Below are 23,609 nucleotides of genomic sequence, written 5' to 3' on the forward strand. Positions count from 1 at the left end.
CTCCTCAGGATGAGGTTAGTGCGTGCGTTGTCGCGTGGCCCCTCACGCCGCGCGAACGGAATCCATGAACTTCGCGACCTCGTGCTTCAGCCGATTGCTCTCGGTCGACAGCGATTGCGCGGCTGAGAGCACCTGGGAGGAAGCCCCTCCGGTTTCGGAGGCGCCGCGCTGGACGTCCGCAATGCTGGCCTCGACCTGCGAGGTTCCTTCCGCGGCGCGCTGCACGTTCCGGGAGATTTCCTGGGTGGCGGCGCCCTGCTCTTCCACGGCGGAGGCAATCGTCGCCGAAATTTCCGATATCCTTGCGATCGTCGCGCCGATCTCCTTGATCGCGGTGACGGAATCCTTGGTCGCCGACTGGATGTCGGCGATCTGCTGGCTGATTTCGTCGGTGGCTTTCGCGGTCTGCTCGGCGAGCGTCTTCACTTCGGCCGCGACAACCGCAAATCCCCTGCCGGCTTCGCCGGCGCGCGCGGCTTCGATGGTCGCGTTCAGCGCCAGCAAATTGGTCTGCCCGGCAATGGTCTGGATCAGATCGACGACATCGCCGATGCGGCCGGCAGCCTGCGACAACTGGCTGATGCGAGCGTCGGTCTTCTTGGCCTGTTCGACAGCTTCGCCGGCAATGGTGGCGGAAGCGTCGACCTGACGGCTGATCTCGCCGATCGAGGACGCCAGCTCCTCGCTTGCTGCTGCGACCGAATGAACGTTCGCGGAAGCCTCTCCCGAGGCGTTCGATGCGCGCTGGCTGACCTGCTCGACGGTATCCGCCGTCTTGGTCAAGGTCGAGGACGACGCCTCGAGCTGGCCGGCAGCACTGGAGACCAGCGTGACGATTTGACCGACTTCGCTCTCAAACTGGTCGGCGAGGCGGTTCATGTCGATCCTGCGCTGCTCGGCCTGCCGCTTTTCGCCCGCCGCCTGATCCTCGCGCATACGGTTGGTTTCGATCATGGCGTCGCGGAAGATCTGCACCGTGCGGGCCATTTGACCGATTTCGTCGGTGCGCTCGGCATTGGCGACGGGCGCCTCTAACTCGCCGGCGCTGAGCGAGGCCATGCGGTCTTTCAGGCCCGACAGCGGCTTGACCACGCTGCGGGTAATCGCCCAGGCGACCGCGATCGACAACAGCATCAGCACGGCAATCACAACCGAGGCGGTCCGGACCATCGACCAGAACGATGCATCGACGTCGGAAATATATTGCGCGCTTCCGATCATCAGGTGCCAGGGCGCGAAGCCGCGGGTGAACGCCACCTTGTCGAGCGGGGTCGGATCGGTGCTGCTGCGCAGGAACGAATAGCGGAGGCTGCCCTCTCCTTTGCGCGCGAGATCCATCAGCATCGACGCAAAGGGAAGACCATAGGCGTCCTTGACGCCGCGCATATCCTTGCCGAGCAAGGTCGGAACGCCGGTATTGGAGACGCAGATTCCGGTCTCGTAATCGTAGATATAGACGTAATTGGTGTGATTTTCATACCAGACGTTACCTGCGGCCTCGAAGAAGCGCTTCTTCGCTTCCTCCTCCGTCATCTGGCCCGAGGCTGCGGCATGCTGGAAGCCGTCGGCCAACTGCCATACGGCGTCGACGATCGCGTGCGCCTTCTCGGTACGCTCGGTAATGAGTTGGCTGCGGGCAACCAGCAAGATCGTGGAGGCCACCAGCGCCATGCAGATCGCGCCGACGATGGTCATGGCGGAGAGCTTGGCGCCGATCGAGCGATTCGAGAACAAAGTGCTTATTTTTGGCATTCCAATTGCCCATTCTGCTATGGCGGGCCGGCCTGGAAGCGGCGCGCGACAAAATCATGATTTCCACAGGCGTCAACTTAGAAGAAAAATATTAAGGACTTAGTTACGCTGCTTGCGGCCTTGAGGCCGCAACGCGGCCCGCGAAACGCCGCGGCGCTTCGCGTTAATCCTTCGTTAAGGATGGGGTTTATCAGCGCGACAACAGGTTGGTCTTGGCCAAATCCAACACCTCGTCGCCTTTGCCGCTCATGACAGCGCGAAGCACCCACAGGCTAAAGCCCTTGACCTGCTCGGCGGTGATGGTGGGCGGCATCGAGAGCTCCTGTTTCGCGGTCACCACGTCGAGCACGGCGGGGCCGTCATGGGACAACACATCGCGGATCGCGGCCGGAAGCTCGCCGGGATCCTCGACCCGAATCGCATGGATGCCCATGGCGCGGGCCATGGCCGCAAAATCGGGATTTTGCAGATCGGTCCCGGTTTCGATGAAGCCGGACGCCTTCATCTCCAGCGCGACAAAGCCGAGCACGCCATTGTTGAAAATCACCACCTTCACCGGCAGCTTCATCTGCGTCAGCGTGACCAGATCCCCCATCAACATCGCAAATCCGCCATCGCCCGACATCGACACCACCTGGCGGGCGGGCTGTGAGGCCTGAACGCCGATCGCGTGGGCCATCGCGTTCGCCATTGAGCCATGGACCCATGATCCGACCAGGCGCCGCCGTCCGTTCATGGCAAGATAGCGTGCCGCCCAGATCGTCGGCGTGCCGACATCGGCGGTGAAGACGGCATCGTCCGAGGCCTGCTCGCTGAGCAGGCGGGCGAGGTATTGCGGGTGGATCGGCTTGTTCCCCGGGGTGCCGCGGGCGAGTTCGTCGAGTCCCGCCCGGGCCTTTTTGTAGTGGGCCACGCTGGCGTCGAGATGCTTGCTGTCGCTCTTCGCCTTAAGCTCCGGAAGCAGCGCCGCGATCGTGGCGCCGACGTCGCCGACAATGCCGAGATCGAGCTTGCAGCGACGGCCCAGATTCTCGGGCCGGATATCGACTTGCGCGATTTTGGCGTCGGAGGGGAGAAACTGCTTGTAGGGAAAATCGGTCCCCAGCATCAGCAGCACGTCGCATGCATGCATGGCCGCATAGCCGGAAGAGAAGCCGATAAACCCGGTCATGCCGACATCGTAGGGGTTATTGAACTCGACGTGCTCTTTACCGCCGAGCGCATGCACGATCGGGCTCTTGAGCGTTTCGGCAAGTCGCATCAGGCTGTCATGGACGCCGGCGCAACCGCGCCCGCAGAACAAGGTGACGCGTTTGGCGCCGTTGAGGAGTTCGGCCAACGCCGTCAATTCGGTTTCGGCAGGCCGAACGACCGGCGGCACCGGCAAAAGCCCGGCGTTGGGTGAAATGCCGCGCTTTGGCGCCGGCCGCAGCGCCACGTCGCCCGGCAGCACCACGACCGCCACGCCGCGACGCCCGACCGCGGAGCGGATTGCGTTTTCCAAGACGTAAGGAAGCTGCGCGGTGTCGGAAATCAGCTCGCAATAGTGACTGCATTCCCGAAACAATTCCTGCGGATGGGTCTCCTGAAAATAGCCGCCCCCGATCTCGGCGGAGGGAATTTGCGCAGCGATCGCCAGCACGGGCGTGCGACTGCGGTGAGCGTCGAACAGGCCATTGATGAGATGAAGATTGCCCGGACCGCATGAACCGGCGCAGACGGCGAGACCGCCGGTGATTTGCGATTCACCCGCGGCCGCGAAGGCTGCGACTTCCTCATGACGAACATGAATCCAGTCAATCGCATTTCGCTGGCGCAGCGCCTCGGTCACGGCATTGAGGCTGTCACCGACCACGCCGAAGATTCGTTTCACGCCTGCTTGAATTAGCGTCTCCGCGATGAGATCAGCGACATTCTCGATTGCCATGGCAGCTGTCCATCCTGATGTGGCGAGGGTGGGCTTCTCCCAATCTTACCGGAAGCGGCCTGTCGGCTCCAGGGTGTTCGACGTGGAAGGAGCTTGCCGCGGAGCTGACATGTTTCGACGCGGGACCGTCGCATCGGCAACTGTCGGTCGAGCAGCCGACCAAGTAAAAAATATGTTCCGTCCCGCCCCACCCAAGGAGGTGGGTTTGTCACAGGGGCCGAGCCGTCCAGAAAAAACTTCTTGTGATGGGCGTAGCTCTTCCAATGCGGAAGATCTGAAACCAACTGTGCTGGCGCTGGCGGTCATTGGCAAATATTTCCCCGAATTTCCCGCCTTGGAGAACAAATGGGCGAAGTTGTTCAATTTATCCCGAAGCGTGACCTCGAACGGGCCCGTCTTATTCACGAGGCCCGCGCGATATATGAGGGCATATTCCCGACGGCGGGGGGCCCCGCCAGCGAGCAGCTCGGGACCAAGGAATGAGCGGACGCCTAAGAGCGCGAAGCCCCCGCCGACGTAATCGGAGCCGCCATCATGGTCAGCAGGATTAAGCCTCGGGGCATGCTACCTCTTAGACCCGAGGTAAGTGGTCCATACGGCGCTGGCTAATGTCTGCGACGTTTGCTGAGCGCATGTCTTTTCGACTTCGGCCACTATCGCCGCCACGTCAATTTTCGCCTGTGTCTGATCACTTGCTGCGGCAACGTAATTGAGTCCCGTCCAGAAACCGTAGATCCAGACAGTTCCCTCTAATTGATGCTCTTGCGTAGACCGCCAGTGAGCGCAACTCATGCGCCCTATTCCGATCATGTCGACGGAAACCTTGGCATCCTGCGCTGAGACCAGGCAGGCCGGAGCGGCAAAGACCAGCGCCGCAAATAAGACTCGTTTTTTCATGCGCCAAATCCGCGCGCCCCTCACCCGATCACCAAAAATTCGCTGACTCGTAAGTCCACCCATCGGGCTATTACCGTGGCCCTTGCGAGCTCGAGCAATGCCGCCACCAAGAGATGCCCGGAACGGCCGCGGCACAGAGGTTCGGTCAATGTGTAATCTCCACAGCATCACTACGAATCAGGCCGCAGCGTGACGGCTGATCGCGGCGGCTGGAAACGACCATTTGATGATCCAATACCGTTACCGTCGGAAGCGGAACCGATCTCAGCCCCGCCTCGCCTGATCCCTGCCTAATTCAAATCGAAGAGCCGCCTTCGGACGGATTTTCTTTGCATCGCGGATGTCGGTTCATGACACATCGCGTCATTTCGCTGCGATGCGGAATTTGGTCGCTATTGGGATACAGCGGACATCGATCAAACCGCGCAAATAAAGTTCGATTTATGAGTACGCGCCCTATCCGCCCTTCGCCGCCACACGCTTTCCGGCCTTCGCCACCTTCTTTCGCCTGCCCTCGCCTTCCTGTTCCAGCGCCTTGCGCACCCGCTTGAACTCCTCGAGGGATGCCTTGTCGGCGCGCGGAAAGCGCAGGTTGAGGCTGTCGAGCGCGCTGACGATCGCCGAGCCGATCACCACGCGGGCGAACCATTTGTGGTCGGCCGGCACCACATGCCATGGCGCCACCGCGCTCGAGGTATGCCGGACGATGTCCTGGTATACGGCCATGTATCTGTTCCACAGCGCGCGCTCGGTGATATCGGCCATCGAGAATTTCCAGTTCTTGGCGGGGTCGTCGAGCCGGTCGAGAAACCGTTTGCGCTGCTCCTCCTTCGAGATATTGAGGAAGAATTTCAGGATCACGTTGCCGTTGCGCGAAAGATACCGCTCGATCGCGGAAATATCCTCAAACCGTTCGCGCCAGATGTTCTTGGTGATCAGCTTGGGAGGGATCCGCTCCTGCTTGAGCAATTCCGGATGCAGCCGCGTCACCAGGCATTCTTCATAATGGGAACGATTGAAGATGCCGATGTGGCCGCGCGCCGGCAGCGCGATCACGTGGCGCCACATGAAATCATGATCGAGCTCCTGGGAGGTCGGCTGCTTGAAGGAATGCACCTCGCAGCCCTGCGGGTTGACGCCCTCGAATATGTGCTTGATGGTGCTGTCCTTGCCGGCCGCATCCATGCCCTGAAAGATCAGCAGCACCGACCAGCGATTCTGCGCGTAGAGCTTTTCCTGAAAATCCTTGAGCCGTTTCCGGTTGGCTTCGAGGATTTCTTCCGCCTTGTCCTTGTCGAGACCGCCCCTCTCATCGGTCTTATACGCCTTGAGATGAAATTTGCCGGAGCCGTCGAAACGGAACGGCGTGACGAAGGCTTCCGGCTTGGCTGCGGGGGATCGCGCAGGCGTCTTGCTCATGAGATCGGGGGCTCCGGTTCGAACCCGAACGGTACAGGGTGCGCGCCGGGAGAGGCAACCAACAAAAGAGAGGCCCCAGCCATCGCCGGGGCCTCTCGTCAGCGCTTAGTAGATATCGCACACGTTGACGCGACGTGGGCCGAATTCGGTGAAGATCGTCTTGTAGCAGCTTCCACCGATGTAGAATCTCGAACGGTAGTAGTGGTCGTGACCCCAACCCCAGTGACCGTGGCCACCACCCCAGTGACCGTGACCACCACCCCAGTGACCACCACCGTGACCACCACCCATGCCATGGGCGGAAGCGGCGGAGGGAGCAACCGCGACAATCGAAGCGGCAGCGAGAGCGCCGAGAGCAAGTTTACGAAACATTATGGTTCTCCATGTCTGTGATGCATTGCACCGGTTACGCTCATCAGACGTGGCCTGAACGAAGTCGGTTCACGGGAATTTTATGAACGCTCGTTCAGCAATGCTTTGAAATTTTTGCGTGAGGATTTCGCTGCTTCACCCTCCCCTCCAGGGCCCCTGGAGGGGAGGGTGAAGAGAGGCAAACTACGAATCAATTTTTCAACTGCGCTTCGATGAACGCGGCGACATAGCGCGGCGTTGCAGAGGTGAGATCGCTCACCTCGCGCACGAGATGGATCGCGGAAAGCTCGGGTTGCCGTTGCCGCGCGAGATTGGCTTCGATCCGCTCGCGCAGCGCCTCGCCTGAGCTATCGACATCCAGGAGCCGGATCATCGCAATCGCACTGCCGGAGACGACGCAGTCCCAATGCGCGCAGGCGCGATAGTCCGCCGGCGTGAGACCGGTTTCCTCCTCGAGCTCGCGGGCGACACTGCCCGCGATATCGACCGCGCCGCCACTGAGATCGTCGAGATCGGGCGTTCCGGCCGGAAAATAGATGCGGCCGGCATTCGCGGTGTGTCGACCCATTTCACCGAGGATGAATGCGCCGTCGGAACAACGCAGCGCGCCCATGCCGAAACCGTTGAACACGTGCTTGTCGGGAAAGCCCCAGTCGCGCCAGGCCAGGAAGCTTGCGAAGTCGGCCTCGAAATAAGACGCGCTGAAGCGCGCGCCGGCAAAGAGCGGATCGCGCGCCAACAGGATGCGGCCGTTCCAGATCGGCTTCTCGCGCTGCTCGATCGCAAAATGCGCATCGATATCGGCACGCCGTTCGTCGGCGAACGGCCACGGCTCGGGACGAAAGCTCAGATCGAGCGTGGTGACGCGATGAATGACGGGAAGCGTCATGCCGCCGGATAAAGGTTATTTCGCATTCATCCCCGTCGTCTTCTTGGCCTGGTCGACGAATTTGTTGGTCCAGGTCTTGCTGACATCGATATTGGCCTTGGCGACTTCGGGCGAACTCTCGCTGAACACCGCGAGCACCGCGTCCGCGCCCTTTGGATCCATCTTGCCGGTCTCCGAATACATCGGGATCGTGTTCTTGAGCGCGGCGAGATAAAGCTCCTTGTTCTTGCCGACGATTTCGGGCGGCATCTTGGCCATGATGTCTTCCGCCGAATGCGAATGAATCCAGGCCAGCGTATTCAGCATCGCGCTGGTCAGGGCCTGCACTTCCTTCTCATGCGAACTGACCCACTTGGCCGTCGAGTAAAGCGCTCCGCCCGGATATTCGCCGCCGAACACATCGAGCGTATCTTTCTGCGTGCGCGTATCGGAGAGGATGCGTAAGTCCGGATGGCTGCCTTGCAGCACGGTGACCGACGGGTCCAGCATCACTGCCGCATCGATCTGGCCCTGCTCCATCGCCGCAACCGCAGTGGCGCCGAGGCCGACGCCGATCACGGCGACGCTTGCGGGATCGAGGCCGTTTTTCTTCAGGAGATATTTGAGGAAGAAATCGGTCGAGGAGCCCGGCGCGCTGACGCCGACTTTCTTGCCGGCCAAATCCTTGATCGATTTGATTTCGCCCGCATGCGAGGGCGACACCACCAGCACGAGGCCGGGATAGCGGTCATAGACGACGAAGGCCTGCAGCTCCTGCTTCTTGGCCGCGAGATTGACGCAATGATCAAAATAGCCGGAAACCACGTCGGCGCTGCCGCCGAGCACGGCCTTGAGCGCGTCCGAGCCGCCCTTCAGGTCGACCAGTTCGACCGCAAGGCCGGCTTTGTCGAACTCGCCGAGTTCCTTCGCCAGCACGGTCGGCAGATAGCACAGACAGGCGCCGCCTCCGACCGCGACCGTGATCTTGGTTTGGGCTGCGGCGAGACCGGAGGTCAGAAATAGCGCCAACAGCGCTGATGCGAGCCTGCCAAACATCATCTTCATGGTATCCTCCGGGGTCTCGTTGGTTGGGTGCAGGATAGAGCAGCGTGCCGCGCTTGAGAAGGTGGCGGTGGATCTCCCTCTCCCCGCCCCTTTGCGGGGAGAGGGTTGGGGTGAGGGGCTCTCTCCACAAGCTCGACTCGCGGAGAGTCCCCCCTCACCCGGATTGCTCCGCAACATAGCCGAAGCTTCGCTTCGGCGTTCTTATCTGAGGACGGCCGCCGAAGGCGGCCTATGCCTCTCCCCGCAAGCGGGGCGAGATGGCATCAACCGCGTCCCTCAAGCGCATCCGGCCGCCACGCCAGCAGCCGCCGCTCCACGACCGTCACCACCATGTCGATCAAAATGACAAAAGCGGACAAGACGAACATGCCGGCAAAGACGCCGGCAACGTCGAACACGCCTTCGGCCTGCTGGATCAGATAGCCGAGGCCTGCGGCCGAGCCGAGATATTCGCCGACCACGGCGCCGACGACGGCAAAACCGACCGAGGTATGCAGCGAGGAAAACATCCATGACAGCGCCGACGGCCAGTAGACATGCCGCATCAACTGCTGTTCGCTCATGCCGAGCATGCGGCCATTGGCCAGCACGGTGGTCGAGACTTCCTTGACGCCCTGATAGACGTTGAAGAAGACGATGAAGAATACCAGCGTGACGCCAAGCGCGACCTTCGACCAGATGCCGAGCCCAAGCCACAATGTGAAGATCGGCGCCAGCACGACGCGCGGCAGCGCGTTGCCCATCTTCACATAGGGATCGAACACCGCGGCGACGTGCGGCTGACGCGCGAACCAGAAACCGACCATGACGCCGCTGAGCGAGCCGATCGCAAACGCGAGGATAGATTCCCACAGCGTGATCAGGAGATGTTTCCAGATCACGCCGGTCCGGAACCAGTCGAAGATTTGACTGAAGACATCGACCGGATTGGAAAAGAAGAATGGCGGGAGCCACGTGTGGCCGAAGATCGCCACACTGGCAAGCAACTGCCATAGTCCCAGTCCGACCACCGCGACCAGCAATTGCAGTAAGAGGAGCCCGATCCTCGACACGCTCACACCCCTCTCATTTTTGCCTTACGATGCGCCGTCACGGTTTGGAGAACGTGCCGATCAAGCCGGTCGCCAATTTGGCATGGCCTTCCAGCGCCTTGAACAGCTCCTCGCGGGTCAGACCGGGCTGCAGCGCGGTCGGCTCGAGATCGGTCGCGATCAGCGTGAAGATATAATGGTGCGGCGCGCCCGCCGGCGTGCAGGGCCCGGTGTACCAGGAGAACTTGTTGGTGCCGATGCCGCCGACATATTTGTCGCTGAGCTTCGAGACTTCACCCTCGGCGAAGCCGGTGACCGAAACTGGAATGCCATAGGCCACCCAATGGCTGACGCCGCCGGGCGGCCGGCCTTCCGGATCGAGCATCAGCAACGCAAAACTCTTGGTGCCCTCGGGCGGATCCGCCCAGGATAGCGTCGGTGAAATGTTCTCGCCGACGCAATTCGGATTGGCCTTGTTGTTGCCGGCGTTCTTCAGCGGCAAGCGCTCGCCGTCCTTGAAGTCCGGCGAGGACAGCGTGAATGCGCCTTGCGCGCGCGCATCATGCGAGCCGCAAAAGCCGGCCAGCGTGACCGCCGCCGAGAGAATTAAACTGCGTGAGAACATGACATCTCCGTTTGTTGGCATTGGTTAAATCTCCGCGACACGATGGCAGCGCTATCCGGCTGCCGATTGTGCGTAGCCCTTCAACACTTCGTCCTTCAAAACACTCCATATCTCACGGTGAAGTGTGTGAAATTCCTTTTCCAGCCGGACCTCGAGAATGTCGCGCGGCCGCGGAAGCTGCACGCGCCAGTCGCCGATGATGCGCGCGCTGGGTCCTGCCGACATGATCACGACGCGGTCGGCGAGCGCGATCGCCTCCTCGAGATCGTGGGTGACGAACAACACCGCCTTGCGATCGGCGGTCCAGAGCTCCAGCAGCAGATTGCCCATGATCTGCCGGGTCTGGGCATCGAGCGGCCCGAACGGCTCGTCCATCAACAAGATTTTTGGATCCTGGATCAGCACCTGCGCCAGCCCGACGCGCTTGCGCTGGCCGCCCGACAGCATATGCGGATAGCGGCCACTGAAGGCACCGAGACCCACCGAGGTGAGCCAGCCTTGTGCGCGCGCCAGCGCCTCGGTGCGCGGCGTGCCCTTGATCTCGAGTCCGATGGCGACATTGTCGATCGCGGTCTTCCAGGGAAACAGCGCATCGGCCTGGAAGAGATAGCCGGCGTCCCGGTTTAGGCCGCTCAAGGGCGCATCGAAAATCCGCACCGTGCCTGAAGCGGGTTTGAGCAGGCCGGCGGCGACATTGAGCAGCGTCGATTTTCCGCAACCCGTGGGCCCGACAATGGCGACGAACTCGCCCGGCTCCACCGACAGCCGGGCTTTTTCCACTGCCGTATAGACACGGCTATCCGCAAGGCGAAACGCCACCGTGGCGTCGTCGAGCGCGACCGCCGTCGGCTTTGCCGTTTCCACCTGCATTCCACCTCCAAGTCTTGGAGGATGCCTTAGCGCCTTGGGAGAACAAGTTCAACGCGATCCGGCGACGTGGTAGTTGATCCCTTCACCCTCCCCTGGAGGGGGCCCTCCAGGGGGAGGGTAAGAGCCGCAAGCACAAGGCCGACCGTATGCCAACCCCGCCCCTGATCGCATTCGCGCATGTCGGCAAGAGCTTCGACGGCGGCCGCGGCGCCGAGCGTGTCTTGGCCGTGGACGACGTCTCGCTCGAAGTCGCCGCGGGTGAATTCCTCGCCGTGGTCGGCGGCTCCGGCTCCGGCAAGACCACGCTGCTGCGGCTGGCGAACCGGCTGATCGATGCTGACCTTGGCCACATCACGGTCGAGGGCTGCGATGTCCGCGCGGTCGATCCGGTCGCGTTGCGCCGCCGCATCGGCTATGTGTTCCAGAGCGGCGGATTGTTTCCGCATCTCAGCGTTGCCGGCAATATCGGGATCACGCCAAAACTGTTGGGCTTGCCCGCCGCGGAGATTTCCGCACGCGTCGACGACTTGCTCGAGCTGGTGCGGCTCGACCGCACGCTTTACCGCGATCGGTTTCCCCATGAGCTGTCGGGCGGCCAGCGCCAGCGCGTCGGCGTCGCGCGGGCGTTGGCGGCGAAGCCCAAAATCGTGCTGATGGACGAGCCGTTCGGCGCGCTCGATCCGCTCACCCGCGACGCGCTCGGCGACGACTACCGCAGGCTGCACGACAGGCTTGGGCTGACCACCGTCATGATCACCCACGACATGACCGAGGCCATTTTGTTGGCCGACCGCGTCGCGGTGATGCGCGCCGGACGGCTGTTGGCGCAGGGCACGCCGACAGAGCTTTCGCGCAGCGGCGATGCTTATGTCGGTGAACTCCTGCGCACACCGCGCCGGCAGGCGGAGCGGCTGCAGGTACTGCTGCCGCGGGATGGCGCGGCATGAATTTTTTCAGCGATCCGCGCTGGGGCGAAGCGTTCGCGCATCTTGGCGATTATCTCGGCAATCATGTGCGGGTCAGCGTCGCGGCGCTGGCGCTCGGGCTTCTCGTCAGCCTGCCGCTCGCTATCGCCGCGCGCAACCGTCCCCTGATGCGCGGCGCGCTGCTCGGTTTGGCCTCGATTGTGCAGACGGTGCCGGGGCTGGCGCTGCTGGCACTATTTTATCCGCTGTTGCTCGCGCTCGCATCGTTGACGATGGCGTGGTTCGGGTTTGGCTTCTCCGCGTTCGGATTCCTCCCGGCCGTGCTGGCGCTGGCGCTCTATTCGATGCTGCCGGTGTTACGAAACACCATCACCGGCCTGCAAGGCGTCGACCTCGCGATCATCGAGGCCGCGCAGGGCGTCGGCATGACGGAGCGGCAATCGCTGTTCATGGTCGAGCTGCCGCTGGCGCTGCCGGTGATCATGGCCGGTATCCGCACCTCGGCGGTCTGGGTGATCGGCACCGCGACGCTGTCGACGCCGATCGGCCAGACCAGCCTGGGGAATTACATTTTTGCAGGGCTGCAAACCCAGAACTGGGTGTTCGTGCTGTTCGGCTGCCTTGCCGCGGCGGTATTGGCGCTCGCGGTGGATCAATTGCTGGCGTTGATCGAGACCGGTATTCGTAACCGCAGCCGCGTACGGACAGCACTCGGCGGCGCCGGGATCGCCGCGCTGGTCGTTGCAACATTGGTGCCCTCGATGGCGCGCGGGCCATCGAGCTATGTCGTCGGCGCCAAAACCTTTGCCGAGCAATACGTGCTGTCCGCGCTGATCGCGCAGCGGTTGCGGGCGGCGGGACTTTCGGCGACCACACGCGAGGGCCTTGGCTCCAACGTGATTTTCGATGCACTGGTATCCAACGACATCGATGTCTACATCGATTATTCCGGCACGCTGTGGGCCAACCAGTTTGGTCACACCGAGATCAAACCGCGCGAAGAACTGCTGCGTGAACTGAAGGCGACGCTGGCACAGCGTAACGTCACGCTGCTCGGCGAACTCGGATTCGAAAACGCCTATGCGCTGGTGCTGCCGCGCAAGCGCGCCGAGGCGCTCGGGATTCGATCTATTGCCGATCTCGCCTCGCATGCGGCAACCATGTCGATCGCCGGCGATTACGAATTCTTCTCGCGGCCGGAATGGGCCGGATTGCGCAAGGCCTATGGATTATCATTTCGCGCACAGCGCCAGATGCAGCCCGACTTCATGTATGCCGCGGTCGCCTCAGGCGAGGTCGACGTGATCGCGGGCTATACCAGCGACGGGCTGATCGCGAAATACGATCTGGCGGTGCTCGACGACATCAAACACGCGATCCCGCCATATGACGCGATCGTGCTGCTCGCGCCGAAACGCGCGGATGATCAGGCGTTGCAGGCAGCGCTGCAGCCGCTGCTCGGCAAGATCGACATCGCGGCAATGCGGGAAGCAAACTTGCGCGCCGCCGGCGGCGACGGCGCGTCATCGCCGGATGCGGTGGCGCGCTGGCTGTGGGAGAGGATCGGAAAGCGTTAGGGGGATCGTAGGGTGGGTTAGCCCAACGGGTCCGCGCAAGGCGCGGCCCGATGACAGGCTCCGGCGTAACCCACCACCTTTAGGACGGCGCGGCGGATTACGCTGTCGCTAATCCGCCCTACCGAATTCGAACTTGCTTCGGCCTTAGCTGCGCAAGCCCGGCGCCTCCTGGCCGGTGCGCGCGACATACTCGGTATAGCCGCCGCCATACTGGTGAATCCCCTCGGGCGTCAGTTCCAGCACCCGATTGGACAATGCGGCCAGGAAGTGCCGGTCATGCGAGACAAACAGCATGGTGCCCTCATATTGCGACAGCGCCGCGATCAGCATCTCCTTGGTCGCCATGTCCAAATGGTTGGTGGGCTCGTCCAGCACCAAAAAGTTCGGGGGATCGTAGAGCATCTTCGCCATCACCAGCCGGGCCTTCTCGCCGCCCGACAGCACCCGGCATCTCTTCTCCACGTCGTCGCCGGAAAACCCGAAGCAGCCGGCGAGCGCCCGCAGCGAGCCCTGGCCTGCTTGCGGGAATGAATCCTCCAACGACTGAAACACCGTGCGTTCGCCGTCCAGGAGATCCATGGCGTGCTGCGCGAAATAGCCCATCTTGACGCTGCCGCCGAGCGCCACGGTGCCGTCGTCCGGCGGCGTTGAGCCCGCCACCAGCTTCAACAGCGTGGACTTGCCGGCGCCGTTGACGCCCATGACACACCAGCGCTCCCGCCGGCGCACCTGGAAGTCGAGGCCCTGGTAAATCGTCCGGACACCATAGGTTTTGTGCACCTTCTTCAGGCTCACCACGTCCTCGCCGGAGCGCGGCGCCGGCAGGAAATCGAACGCCACGGTCTGGCGGCGCCTGGGCGGCTCTACCCGCTCGATCTTCTCCAGCTTCTTCACCCGCGACTGCACCTGGGCCGCGTGCGAGGCGCGCGCCTTGAAGCGCTCGATGAAGTTGATTTCCTTGGCGAGCATCGCCTGCTGACGTTCGAATTGCGCCTGCTGTTGCTTCTCGCCGAGCGCGCGCTGCTGCTCGTAGAACTCGTAGTCGCCCGAATAAGTCGTCAGCTGACCGCAATCGATTTCGACGACCTTGTTGATGATGCGGTTCATGAACTCGCGGTCGTGCGAGGTCATCAACAATGCGCCCTCATAGCCTTTCAGGAACTGCTCGAGCCAGATCAGACTTTCCAGGTCCAGGTGGTTGCTCGGCTCGTCCAGCAGCATGGCGTCGGGGCGCATCAGGAGGATGCGGGCCAGCGCCACGCGCATCTTCCAGCCGCCGGACAGCGCGCCGACATCACCGTCCATCATCTCCTGGCTGAAGCTTAATCCGGCGAGGACCTCGCGCGCCCGCCCCTCCAGCGCGTAGCCGTCCAGTTCCTCGAAGCGCGCTTGCACCTCGCCATAACGCGCGATGATCTCGTCCATATCGTCGGCCCGCTCAGTATCTCCCATCGCGGCCTCGAGCTCCGCCAGCTCGCTGGCCACGGCACTGACGGGGCCGGAGCCGTCCATCACTTCCGACACCGCGCTGCGGCCGGACATCTCGCCGACGTCCTGACTGAAATAGCCGATGGTGACGCCACGATCGACGGCCACCTGACCCTCGTCGGGAAGCTCCCCGCCCGTGATCATCCGGAACAGCGTCGTCTTGCCGGCGCCGTTGGGGCCGACGAGACCAACCTTCTCCCCCTTCTGGAGCGCCGCGGAGGCCTCGATGAAGAGGATCTGGTGACCGATCTGCTTACTGATGTTGTCAAGTCGAATCATGTGTACGGGAGCCCGAAAGAAATGTTTGGGCCGCTCTTAAGCCATGCGGCGCGCTTGCGGAAGGGTTTTGGCGGAATGCCAGCCCCGTTCTTGGATCGGCAGAGCCGCGTGTTATAAACACCAATGAGATCAGGAGCGTGTTATTTCATGAGGTTTGTCGATCGCGCCGTGCGCGATAGTTTCGTCGCCGCGTCTCTCACTCTGTTTGCCCTATGCGCGCTCGCAGCCCCACAAGCCCGTGCCGCAGCCGCCTATCCGGACCGGCCGGTGCGTATCGTGCTGCCGTTTGCGGCGGGCGGCGTCGCCGATATCACGGCGCGCATTGTTGCCGAAAAACTCGGCAGCAAGTTCGGACAGCGGTTTTTCATCGAGAACCAGCCCGGCGCCGGCGGCATCGCCGCGGCGCGGACGGTGATCTCGTCGCGGCCCGACGGCTATACGCTGGCGCTATTGTCGAACGGCACCGCGGTCAGCGTGTCGCTGTTCGAGAAATTGCAGTTCGATCCCACCAAGGATTTTCAGCCGATTTCGAGCCTCGGCTTTTTCGATTTTATCCTGGCGACATCAGCCAATTCCGAATTCAAGACGCTCGGAGATTTTGTCACGGCCGCCAAGGCAAAGCCCGGCGCGCTCAATGTCGGCACTATCAATATCGGCAGCACCCAGAACCTGTCGGCCGAATTGTTCAAGACCGCGGCCGGCGTCGATTTTGCCATTGTCCCGTTTCGCGGCACGCCCGAGGTCGAGGTAGCGCTACTGCAGGGCAACGTCGCGCTGATGATCGACAGTTTTGCCTCGATCAAAGGCAATCTTGCCGACAACAAATTCCGCGCGCTGGCCTCCTCGGGTGCGGTACGCTCGGAAAGCACGCCCGATATTGCGACCGTGCGGGAAAGCGGCGTTACCGGTTACGATGTCGTTTCCTGGAACGCACTGTTTGCGCCCGCCGGCACGCCGCTGGAGATCGTGGGGACGATCAACGCCGCGTTACAGGATATACTCACGGATGCTGACGTAAAAAAGCAATTGCTCGAGCTCGGCATCGAAGCGAAAGCGAGCACGCCGGAGGAGATTTCCGCGCGGCTCAAATCCGATATCGACAAATGGCATGAGGTGATCGAGAAAGCCGGAATTCCAAAGCAGTAATGGCGTTGGCTTGCCGGGCAACCGATCCAAATCAAGGAGATTGTTTCGAATGAGCGTGATCTCGACCGATCCGAAGCAATGGAATATCGGCCTCGTCGGCTATGGCGAGGTGGGCCGCATTCTCGCCGAAGATTTGCGCAAGCAAGATGTGAAGGTGACCGCCTACGACATAAAACTGCGCAGCGATCAGGCCGGCGGGCCGTTGCGCGATCATGCGTCCGCACATGGCGTTGCGCTCAAAACTTCCCATGCCGATCTCACCTCAGAAGCCGATTTTGTCATCTCCGCCGTCACCGCGAGCCAGGCCGTGCCGGTGGCACAGGCCTGCGCGGGCGCGGTGAAGCAAGGCGCCTGGTTCCTCGATTTTAATTCGGCCTCGCCCGGCGCCAAGCAGCGCGCGGCAGCGCTGATCGACGGCAACGGCGGCCGCTATGTCGAGGGCGCGGTGATGACGTCGATCCCGCCCTATCGCATCAAGGTCCCGCTGTTGCTTGGCGGCGCCGGCGCCGAAAAGCTCGCGCCGCTGCTCGTCGGACTCGGCTTCGACGCCAAGGTGGCGAGCCCCGAGCTCGGCGTCGCTTCGGCCGTAAAAATGTGCCGCAGCGTGATGATCAAAGGCATGGAGGCGATGGTGATCGAAGCGTTCACCACCGCGCGTGCCTATGGCGTCGAGGACGCGGTGCTGGCCTCGCTGAAGGAAACTTTTCCGAGCATCGATTGGGAGAAACAGGGCGCTTATTTCTTCCAGCGCGTGATCGAACATGGCAGGCGCCGCAGCGAAGAGGTCCGCGAGGTGGCCGAAACCGTGCGCGAGATCGGGCTAACGCCGTGGTCGGCGCAAGGCACCGCCGAACGCCAGGCCTGGGTGGCCGACCTCGCCGATCAGGGCCTGTTCGGTACGAAGGGCGAGGAAGGATTTGCCCGCAGCAAAGACTGGCGTACCGAAGCCGACCGCATCCTCGCCGGGATTGCGTCCAACAACAGCAAAAAGAACTGAGAGTAATTTCCGATGGAATTCCAGAAGACGCCCGGGTGGCTCGATTGGTATTCGGGCCCGTCCGCGCCCCGATTCAAAGTGCCGGCTGGCGCGGTCGATGCGCATTGTCATGTCTTCGGCCCCGGGGCTGAATATCCGTATGCGGCGGAGCGCAAATACACCCCCTGCGATGCCTCGCGAAAACAGCTCTATGCGTTACGCGATCATCTCGGCTTCGCGCGCAATGTCGTCGTGCAGGCGACCTGTCACGGCGCCGACAACCGCGCGATGATCGATGCGCTGGTGCATTCCGACGGTCGCGCGCGCGGCATCGCGACCGTCAAGCGAAGCGTCAGCGATGCCGAGTTGCAGGCGATGCATGATTGCGGCGTGCGCGGCGTGCGCTTCAATTTTGTCAGGCGGCTGGTCGATTTCACGCCGCGGGACGAATTGATGGAGATTGCGGGGCGTATCGCAACACTCGGCTGGCATGTCGTGATCTATTTCGAGGCGGTCGACCTGCCGGAATTGTGGGATTTTTTCACGGCGCTGCCGACGACCATCGTGGTCGATCACATGGGGCGGCCCGACGTGACAAAACCGGTCAACGGGCCGGAGTTCGAATTGTTCATGAAATTCATGCGGCAGCACCCGAACGTCTGGTCCAAGGTCAGTTGCCCGGAGCGCCTATCGGTTGCGGGGCCCCCTGCCCTGAACGGCGAGCAAAACGCCTATCGCGACGTGTTGCCGTTTGCCCGCCGCATCGTCGAGATGTTCCCGGATCGCGTGCTCTGGGGCACCGACTGGCCGCATCCAAACTTGAAGGATCACATGCCCGACGATGGGCTGTTGGTCGACTTCATCCCGCACATCGCGACCACGCCCGAGCTGCAACAGAAACTATTGGTCGATAATCCGATGCGGCTTTATTGGCCGGAAGTCTCCTGAGCCCCGCCGCACACAACTAACGCTTATGGCCATGGGTCCCTGCTTTCGCGGGGGTCACTGGTTTCGCAGGGACGACGGGGGGCGGGTTTAACTCAAGCGCGCCGACAGTCGCAATCTGGGTAAATTGGTTGATTGGCGCGGTCGGATGGACGGCGTCCAGCAATTGCTCCTCGCCGAGACCGATCGCTTGCAGTCGCTTTGGCGAAACCTTGAAGGTGTTCACCAGCACATCGCGGATCACGTCGGCCCGCCTCTGGCTGAGCGTCAGATTGTTGTCGCGCCGGCCTGCCGACGCGGTGTGGCCGATAATCAGGAATTTGTATCCGAGTAGCGACGGATCGGTGAGCGTATCGGCGATACGCCCCAGCACCCGGTAGGATTCGGGCCGCGCGACGGCTGCGTCTTCATCGAATTGAATTTCGGCAACGAGTTGCGGCAGCTTGAGCAACTGCATGGCGACCGGCGGCCGCTTTAACGGCACCGGATCGGTTCTCGACTTGATCCGGTCCAGCGCCTGCTGCCGGAGCGCGGCGAGATCCAGATCGGGCGGCGTGTCGAGCCCGGCGAGCTTGCCGACCCAATCTTCCGGTGGGCTGGCTGGTTGCGTTTGCGCCCAGCATGGCAGTGCCATGAGAGAAATCAGCGCCACGAGCACAAGGCCCGCGCCACGTCGACCTTTCTCCATCCGGAACATTAGCGATACCCCGCTTCGCTAACGGCCTTGTTGCAATTGATGCTCACCCCGCGCGGCCCCGTCAACAGGCAGGCAATCGCCTTGCTCCGATCGCCCTTCTGGACGCCGGGACAGAATTTGGCGACGTCGCGCTCGCATAATTTGGTGACGGCCGAGTGCGCGGCCACCCGTTTCTGGATCGCATCGAAAGCCCGAGCATAGTCATTCTTGCATTGAGGCGACAGGACGTCCTCGTTGCGGTAGAGGCAGTCCTTCAGCCTTGCAGGATCGAGATTAACGCCGCGGCAGTTCGCGACGATGTCCGGGGCACAGCTCGCCCCCAATAGCCCGGCCGAATCTTCAAACTTGATAGTCTGCGCCGAAGCCTGCGACCAGGCGGCGATTGCAAGAATCAGAATTAGCGATCGGATCGGGCCCATGGATTCATCTCAGAAGAAATAGGCGGCCGGGGTCAAGCCCCAGGCTGCGGAAAAAACTGAGATAGTGAGGTGGAGCGGTTTGCTCGGCCCCGGCCTTGGCGGGCTTTATTTGGCCGAAACCGTCGGGTCCGGTGGCCCTACAATCCGTGGATCAGGCCGGCGTCGATCAGAAGGCGGTTGAAGCGGCGGGCCTCCGCACCGTTCTTGCAGGCATAGAAGAGGCCGTTGCAGCGCAGCATGATGTTCTTCTGCTCCTCGAATGAGGGATCGAGCGGGATGCCGGCGGCCTCCTGGATCACCAGCGGCAGATAGGGCCCGTCGATCGTATCCATCACGACGGGACTTTTGACCGGCTCGAAGTTGATCGCATCGATCGCGTAATATGTGGCGAAATAGCGCGGGTCATAATTTTCCAGCTTCTTGCCGACGCCGGCCTCATCGAGGCCGGGATCGAGGACGTGCGGCGAGAATTCCGGCTGGTGATCGCCATAGCGCACGATCAGGAACGGCTGCGCCGCGAACTTCTTCTTCAAGCCTGCGAGGAAGGAAGCGTAATCGCCGGCGCTCATCGCCTGCCGGCGCAGATATTCATCGACCACGGGTTCGTTGCCAGGATTGCGCCAGGCCGGCATCAGATCGGAGCGAAACCTGGTCTCCCAGGGGAAATGATTGGCGGCGAGATAGACGAACATGAACACGGGCGTGTTCGGCGCCGCCTCCGACATCAGCTTCACCGCCTTGTCGTAGAAGAAGCTGTCGGGCTCGACATCCCCAGCGCCGAGATCGTGCGCGTCATAAAAATGCTGGATGCCGGTGGTCAATTGAAAGCTGCGCGCGCTCATGAACGCGCCAAAGGCCGGATAGAGCGAGATCGTGTCATAGCCGCAGCGGCGCAGCGCCAGCGGCAATCCGCGCTCGACCCGGCCGGAAGCAATGCGCGTGACAAAATAGGAGAACCGGCCGAACGAACGCGACGAGAGGCCGGCCAGCACGTTATATTCGGTGAACCAGCTCGGGCCGCCATTGCTCTCGGCGAGGAATTTGCGCTGCCTGCCGTCGAAGGACTTGAAATGGCTGCCGTAGCCCGGCGGCACCTTGATGCCCTGCGCCTCACGTATATCGAAGCTCGACTCATCATGGATCATGATGATGTTCGGCCTGCGGCCCGCGGGATGGCAGGAATCCACCAGCGGCACGTTGAGGCGCTCGGGGGCCGCCGCATCGGATTCCATGAAACCGTAGCTGACAAAATCCGACACCGCGGTGACGCCGGAGCGGGCGAATTTCGACAGATAGCCGTCGTCGTAATAGCCGCGCCAGGCTTCATCCGGCCATTCGAAGGAATAACCGACCAGGGCTGCAAGACAGGCCAGCTTGCAGGCCAGCGCCGGCAGACGGCGGATGCGGAACGGATCGAGCCACCACAGCGCGTACATCAAGGGCAGCGTGACGAAGGCGGCTGAAATCACCGACCAGCGCAGATTGGGGAAAATCGTAAAGAGAAATGCCGCTGTGTCGCGATCGATCACCATCAGGTCGACGAAGTTCGCGGTCATTTGCACGATGTCGTGCTTGAGCCGCGACAACAGGATGAGCACGACGACCAGCGTCAGCGACAGCGCGCCCGACAGCGCCGGACGCCGCAATAGCGTAATAAAGAAGAAGTTGAGGATCCCCCACGACAGCAGGAAGCAAATGCGCGAGCCGAAATCGGTTTCGGTCTGCACCATGATGGCCAGCGCCGAAAGATGCGGCGCCGCCACGGCCAATAATCGCCAGATGCCGATCGAGGCGAGACCGCTGGCGGCGGCCGCGGCGGATGGACCTGAACCTGGCCCTGGACCTGGATTTGGCGCGGGCGGCATCGGCTAACACGCAAACTCAACCCGGCGCTGCCACGAGGCCTTGGCTGGCGATGACCAGAAGACGGACGCCGCAGCCGGAACCTGCGCGCGCGTCATAAAAATGTAGTGGAACCGTCATGAACGCGCAATGAATTTGGCACCGGAGGCGAGTTCAGGACGTCAAATGCCCTGCCAACCCCCTGCCCCACCACGCTCATGGCTCCGCGCCAAGCGCCTTGAGTTCGGCATTGGCGGCATCCCACTCGAGGAAAGAGTGCGGGCAATCGCCCGCCGCGAGCCGGAACAGGTGGGCCGCCTCATCCTTCGAGCCCTTCAACAGCGACAGCTCGCCGCTGTAAAAGTTTGCCTCGCAGATCTGGCCCTGCTTCCTGGTGGCGTCCGGATCTTCGGCGGCGGCCAGCACGGCGGCGGGCGTCATCTGACCAAGGAACAGGCGGACCATGGGCGCCGGCCATTGGGTCATATCGACCTGCGAACTGGTCTGGGTCAGGCGGCTTGGGGCATGGTTGCGTTGGCCGACGATATCCAGCCACAGCGCCAGATAGGCGTCCCTGGGAGCGAGTGCGTTCGCCTGGTCGAAATCGGCGACCGCCTTGGCAAGATCACCCGCATAGAAATGCAGGCGACCGCGGATGCCATAGGCGGCGCTGTCTTTGGGATTGAGGCTTATCGCCTGGTCATAGTCGGCGACGGCGCGCGCGACGTCACCCTTCTTGCCGTAAGCGTAGCCACGGTTTGTATGGGCATCTGCGTTCCTGGGATCGAGGACGATCGCCTGGCTATAGTCGGCGATGGCGCGGTCGAGCTCGTCTTTGTTGCGGTAGGCGTAGCCACGGTTGGCGTAGGTAGCGGCGTTGCCGGGATTGAGGTTGATCGATTGACTGTAGTCGGCGATGGCGCGATCGAAGTCGCCCTTCTTGGCGTAGGCGATGCCGCGGTTGAAGTAGGCTTCGGCATAGTTGGGATCGATGCTGATCGCCTGGCTGAAGTCGGCGATGGCGCGGCCGACGTCGCCCTTGTGGCCGTATGCGGCACCACGGTTGCCGAAGGCCGCCGCGTTTTTGGGATCGATGCCGATCACTCGGTTGTAGTCGGCGATGGCGCGATCGTGGTCACCCTTCTCGTCATATGCGTTGCCGCGGTTGATGTAGCCAGGGACGTAGTTGGGATCGACGCGAATCGCTCGGTTGTAGTCGGCGATAGCGCGGTCGTGATCGCCCTGCTTCTCGTAGGCGTTGCCACGGTTGTTGTAGCCGACGGCTTGATCGTGTCCCTTCAATTTCCCGGAATTGATAATTTTCATGCAGGCAACGATACGAGACTCGGGGTCGCGCTGCTCCTCACATGGCTCAGCCGCGACCGGGCAACTCAGGAAGACCATCGCGGCAACAAGTGCGCCCGAAAATTCCAATCTGGTGCGCGTCATATTATTCCCTAAGCGAAATCAGTCGTTAGTATTCCGCCATTGCGCGAAGGTTCATCTTGGCTCGCCAAGCGCTTAGGTTGGCACTCGCCAAGTGGGCGAGCGTCGCGTCGATCCACAAATTCTTCCTGACCCGCGCGGCGGCGTCCTCGGCTCTATGGCTGGCTGCCCTCCAGGAGTTCAATGTATCGCGCGGCCGATCGTTGCGCGGCGCGGGCGCCGTCGGCCATCACCTGGCGTCCGGGGAAGGCCCCGTAGATCCGCTCGAACCGCCACGGCGCCAGCGTCTCGGCGATGCGGCGCACGCTTGCCGCCGCGAGCGGCATCATGTTGGGATAGCTCCAGAGGAACGAGACCCGGCTGACGTCGCCGGCGACCTGCACGATATCCCCGCTTAGAAGCGCGCCGCGTCCGTCGGCACCGTCAGCCCAATGCAGCACCGTGCCGCCGGGAAAATGCCCGCCGAGCCTGAGCAGCGTCACGCCCTGTGCGAGTTCGAGCGTTTCGCCGTCCCAGTGGCGGATCATGGCATCGCCTCGCATCACCCATTCGGCGTCGGCCGTGTGCAGATGCACCGGGCAATCGAAGCTGCGCGCCCAATCCTGCATGCACGTATAATAATGCGGATGCGAGATCGCGATCGCGCGGAGACCGCCCAATCCACGAACGAGCGCCTTGGTCGCATCATCCAGGAGCGCGATGCAATCCCATAAAATGTTGCCGTCGGGCGTCCGCAGCAGCAGCGCGCGCTGGCCGATGCCGAATTGCGGCTGGGTGTGGATTTCGAACAGGTCCGTCTCCAATTGCCGCCAGGCGTTGACATGGCCGCTGGCGAGCTTCGCCGGCGTGATCCAGGCCTGTCCGGCGCGCGGCACGTATTGGCGTTCGTCGTCACAGATCAGGCAGCGGGACGGTGGCGCGGACGTCTCGGGGTACGAGGTGCCGCAGGTATTGCAGATATGGATCGGCATTGGATTTCTCATGGCTGGTCGCGCGGCGCGGGGGCGCTAAATGTGTCCGATCCTCATCCTGAGGAGCTTGC

At 62.3% G+C, this 23,609-nt stretch carries 21 protein-coding genes; 5 read left to right on the forward strand and 16 right to left on the reverse strand.

The annotated features are described in order from the left end of the window. Positions 1 to 42 precede the first annotated feature (42 nt). The 10 genes from B5526_RS10140 to B5526_RS10185 all read right to left on the reverse strand — a co-directional run bounded on the left by B5526_RS10140 (position 43) and on the right by B5526_RS10185 (position 10,826). Positions 43 to 1,752, reverse strand: coding sequence for a methyl-accepting chemotaxis protein (locus B5526_RS10140; protein WP_079538073.1), 1,710 nt, complete (start codon positions 1,750 to 1,752; stop codon positions 43 to 45). A 190-nt stretch (positions 1,753 to 1,942) separates the two neighbouring features. Next, on the reverse strand, positions 1,943 to 3,679 hold the full coding sequence (gene poxB, locus B5526_RS10145; RefSeq protein ID WP_079538074.1) for a ubiquinone-dependent pyruvate dehydrogenase: 1,737 nt from the start codon (positions 3,677 to 3,679) through the stop codon (positions 1,943 to 1,945). Positions 3,680 to 4,243: 564 nt separating this feature from the next. Next, positions 4,244 to 4,576, reverse strand: a complete 333-nt coding sequence (locus tag B5526_RS10150) for a hypothetical protein (protein WP_079538075.1) — start codon at positions 4,574 to 4,576, stop codon at positions 4,244 to 4,246. Between the two features lie 456 nt (positions 4,577 to 5,032). Continuing rightward, positions 5,033 to 5,995 (reverse strand): polyphosphate kinase 2 family protein, encoded by a 963-nt coding sequence (locus B5526_RS10155; RefSeq protein WP_079538076.1) that lies wholly within the window; start codon positions 5,993 to 5,995, stop codon positions 5,033 to 5,035. Positions 5,996 to 6,100: 105 nt separating this feature from the next. Next, complete coding sequence (locus B5526_RS10160; RefSeq protein WP_079538077.1) at positions 6,101 to 6,367, reverse strand: hypothetical protein; 267 nt, start codon at positions 6,365 to 6,367, stop codon at positions 6,101 to 6,103. A gap of 190 nt (positions 6,368 to 6,557) precedes the next feature. After that, positions 6,558 to 7,256, reverse strand: a complete 699-nt coding sequence (locus B5526_RS10165; RefSeq protein ID WP_079538078.1) for an NUDIX hydrolase — start codon at positions 7,254 to 7,256, stop codon at positions 6,558 to 6,560. A gap of 15 nt (positions 7,257 to 7,271) precedes the next feature. Beyond that, positions 7,272 to 8,300 carry an ABC transporter substrate-binding protein gene (locus tag B5526_RS10170; RefSeq protein WP_079538079.1) on the reverse strand — a complete coding sequence of 343 codons (1,029 nt, stop codon included), beginning with the start codon at positions 8,298 to 8,300 and terminating at the stop codon, positions 7,272 to 7,274. Between the two features lie 263 nt (positions 8,301 to 8,563). Further along, entirely contained in the window at positions 8,564 to 9,352 is a 789-nt protein-coding gene (locus B5526_RS10175) for an ABC transporter permease (protein ID WP_079538080.1), read from the reverse strand. A gap of 37 nt (positions 9,353 to 9,389) precedes the next feature. Continuing rightward, positions 9,390 to 9,956 (reverse strand): YbhB/YbcL family Raf kinase inhibitor-like protein, encoded by a 567-nt coding sequence (locus B5526_RS10180; RefSeq protein WP_079538081.1) that lies wholly within the window; start codon positions 9,954 to 9,956, stop codon positions 9,390 to 9,392. Positions 9,957 to 10,007: 51 nt separating this feature from the next. Continuing rightward, on the reverse strand, positions 10,008 to 10,826 hold the full coding sequence (locus B5526_RS10185) for an ABC transporter ATP-binding protein (protein ID WP_079538082.1): 819 nt from the start codon (positions 10,824 to 10,826) through the stop codon (positions 10,008 to 10,010). A gap of 146 nt (positions 10,827 to 10,972) precedes the next feature. Here B5526_RS10185 and B5526_RS10190 point away from each other — a divergent pair, with 146 nt between their 5' ends. Together B5526_RS10190 and B5526_RS10195 are read left to right on the forward strand one after the other, a co-directional pair. Further along, a complete protein-coding gene (locus B5526_RS10190; RefSeq protein ID WP_079538083.1) occupies positions 10,973 to 11,773 on the forward strand; it encodes an ATP-binding cassette domain-containing protein in 801 nt (266 codons plus the stop codon). Continuing rightward, complete coding sequence (locus B5526_RS10195) at positions 11,770 to 13,329, forward strand: ABC transporter permease/substrate-binding protein (RefSeq protein ID WP_079538084.1); 1,560 nt, start codon at positions 11,770 to 11,772, stop codon at positions 13,327 to 13,329. The genes B5526_RS10190 and B5526_RS10195 overlap by 4 nt, the downstream gene beginning before the upstream one ends. A gap of 144 nt (positions 13,330 to 13,473) precedes the next feature. On the opposite strand, the gene B5526_RS10200 is transcribed toward B5526_RS10195, so the two are convergent. Continuing rightward, complete coding sequence (locus B5526_RS10200) at positions 13,474 to 15,096, reverse strand: ABC-F family ATP-binding cassette domain-containing protein (protein WP_079538085.1); 1,623 nt, start codon at positions 15,094 to 15,096, stop codon at positions 13,474 to 13,476. A 147-nt stretch (positions 15,097 to 15,243) separates the two neighbouring features. Here B5526_RS10200 and B5526_RS10205 point away from each other — a divergent pair, with 147 nt between their 5' ends. From B5526_RS10205 to B5526_RS10215, 3 genes are read left to right on the forward strand one after another with little or no spacing between them, the layout of a single operon-like run. After that, positions 15,244 to 16,242 (forward strand): tripartite tricarboxylate transporter substrate binding protein, encoded by a 999-nt coding sequence (locus B5526_RS10205; RefSeq protein ID WP_079538086.1) that lies wholly within the window; start codon positions 15,244 to 15,246, stop codon positions 16,240 to 16,242. A 58-nt stretch (positions 16,243 to 16,300) separates the two neighbouring features. Next, complete coding sequence (locus B5526_RS10210) at positions 16,301 to 17,239, forward strand: NAD(P)-dependent oxidoreductase (RefSeq protein ID WP_079544863.1); 939 nt, start codon at positions 16,301 to 16,303, stop codon at positions 17,237 to 17,239. Positions 17,240 to 17,251: 12 nt separating this feature from the next. Beyond that, the gene (locus B5526_RS10215; protein WP_079538087.1) at positions 17,252 to 18,166 is read left to right on the forward strand and encodes an amidohydrolase family protein; all 915 of its coding nucleotides are present in this window, start codon (positions 17,252 to 17,254) and stop codon (positions 18,164 to 18,166) included. Between the two features lie 16 nt (positions 18,167 to 18,182). Here B5526_RS10215 and B5526_RS10220 read toward each other — a convergent pair whose 3' ends face one another. The 5 genes from B5526_RS10220 to B5526_RS10240 all read right to left on the reverse strand — a co-directional run bounded on the left by B5526_RS10220 (position 18,183) and on the right by B5526_RS10240 (position 23,538). Continuing rightward, complete coding sequence (locus tag B5526_RS10220; protein ID WP_244562256.1) at positions 18,183 to 18,797, reverse strand: OmpA family protein; 615 nt, start codon at positions 18,795 to 18,797, stop codon at positions 18,183 to 18,185. A 62-nt stretch (positions 18,798 to 18,859) separates the two neighbouring features. Beyond that, entirely contained in the window at positions 18,860 to 19,279 is a 420-nt protein-coding gene (locus tag B5526_RS10225) for a hypothetical protein (RefSeq protein ID WP_079538089.1), read from the reverse strand. 137 nt (positions 19,280 to 19,416) lie between these two features. Continuing rightward, positions 19,417 to 21,144, reverse strand: a complete 1,728-nt coding sequence (locus tag B5526_RS10230) for a sulfatase-like hydrolase/transferase (protein ID WP_079538090.1) — start codon at positions 21,142 to 21,144, stop codon at positions 19,417 to 19,419. 193 nt (positions 21,145 to 21,337) lie between these two features. Then, a complete protein-coding gene (locus B5526_RS10235; protein WP_079538091.1) occupies positions 21,338 to 22,570 on the reverse strand; it encodes a tetratricopeptide repeat protein in 1,233 nt (410 codons plus the stop codon). Positions 22,571 to 22,722: 152 nt separating this feature from the next. Continuing rightward, positions 22,723 to 23,538, reverse strand: a complete 816-nt coding sequence (locus B5526_RS10240) for an MBL fold metallo-hydrolase (RefSeq protein WP_079544865.1) — start codon at positions 23,536 to 23,538, stop codon at positions 22,723 to 22,725. Positions 23,539 to 23,609 lie beyond the last annotated feature (71 nt).

The organism is Bradyrhizobium lablabi (assembly GCF_900141755.1).
GTDB classification, from domain to species: domain Bacteria; phylum Pseudomonadota; class Alphaproteobacteria; order Rhizobiales; family Xanthobacteraceae; genus Bradyrhizobium; species Bradyrhizobium lablabi_A.

Bases quoted from the DNA above. Each gene is read 5' to 3' on its own strand.
- B5526_RS10155 (WP_079538076.1), bottom strand. From the start codon at position 5,995: ATGAGCAAGACGCCTGCGCGATCCCCCGCAGCCAAGCCGGAAGCCTTC.
- poxB (WP_079538074.1), bottom strand. From the start codon at position 3,679: ATGGCAATCGAGAATGTCGCTGATCTCATCGCGGAGACGCTAATTCAA.
- B5526_RS10225 (WP_079538089.1), bottom strand. From the start codon at position 19,279: ATGGGCCCGATCCGATCGCTAATTCTGATTCTTGCAATCGCCGCCTGG.
- B5526_RS10215 (WP_079538087.1), top strand. From the start codon at position 17,252: ATGGAATTCCAGAAGACGCCCGGGTGGCTCGATTGGTATTCGGGCCCG.
- B5526_RS10205 (WP_079538086.1), top strand. From the start codon at position 15,244: ATGAGGTTTGTCGATCGCGCCGTGCGCGATAGTTTCGTCGCCGCGTCT.
- B5526_RS10165 (WP_079538078.1), bottom strand. From the start codon at position 7,256: ATGACGCTTCCCGTCATTCATCGCGTCACCACGCTCGATCTGAGCTTT.
- B5526_RS10200 (WP_079538085.1), bottom strand. From the start codon at position 15,096: ATGATTCGACTTGACAACATCAGTAAGCAGATCGGTCACCAGATCCTC.
- B5526_RS10180 (WP_079538081.1), bottom strand. From the start codon at position 9,956: ATGTTCTCACGCAGTTTAATTCTCTCGGCGGCGGTCACGCTGGCCGGC.
- B5526_RS10185 (WP_079538082.1), bottom strand. From the start codon at position 10,826: ATGCAGGTGGAAACGGCAAAGCCGACGGCGGTCGCGCTCGACGACGCC.
- B5526_RS10195 (WP_079538084.1), top strand. From the start codon at position 11,770: ATGAATTTTTTCAGCGATCCGCGCTGGGGCGAAGCGTTCGCGCATCTT.
- B5526_RS10150 (WP_079538075.1), bottom strand. From the start codon at position 4,576: ATGAAAAAACGAGTCTTATTTGCGGCGCTGGTCTTTGCCGCTCCGGCC.
- B5526_RS10170 (WP_079538079.1), bottom strand. From the start codon at position 8,300: ATGAAGATGATGTTTGGCAGGCTCGCATCAGCGCTGTTGGCGCTATTT.
- B5526_RS10220 (WP_244562256.1), bottom strand. From the start codon at position 18,797: ATGGCACTGCCATGCTGGGCGCAAACGCAACCAGCCAGCCCACCGGAA.
- B5526_RS10230 (WP_079538090.1), bottom strand. From the start codon at position 21,144: ATGCCGCCCGCGCCAAATCCAGGTCCAGGGCCAGGTTCAGGTCCATCC.
- B5526_RS10240 (WP_079544865.1), bottom strand. From the start codon at position 23,538: ATGCCGATCCATATCTGCAATACCTGCGGCACCTCGTACCCCGAGACG.
- B5526_RS10160 (WP_079538077.1), bottom strand. From the start codon at position 6,367: ATGTTTCGTAAACTTGCTCTCGGCGCTCTCGCTGCCGCTTCGATTGTC.
- B5526_RS10235 (WP_079538091.1), bottom strand. From the start codon at position 22,570: ATGACGCGCACCAGATTGGAATTTTCGGGCGCACTTGTTGCCGCGATG.
- B5526_RS10140 (WP_079538073.1), bottom strand. From the start codon at position 1,752: ATGCCAAAAATAAGCACTTTGTTCTCGAATCGCTCGATCGGCGCCAAG.
- B5526_RS10190 (WP_079538083.1), top strand. From the start codon at position 10,973: ATGCCAACCCCGCCCCTGATCGCATTCGCGCATGTCGGCAAGAGCTTC.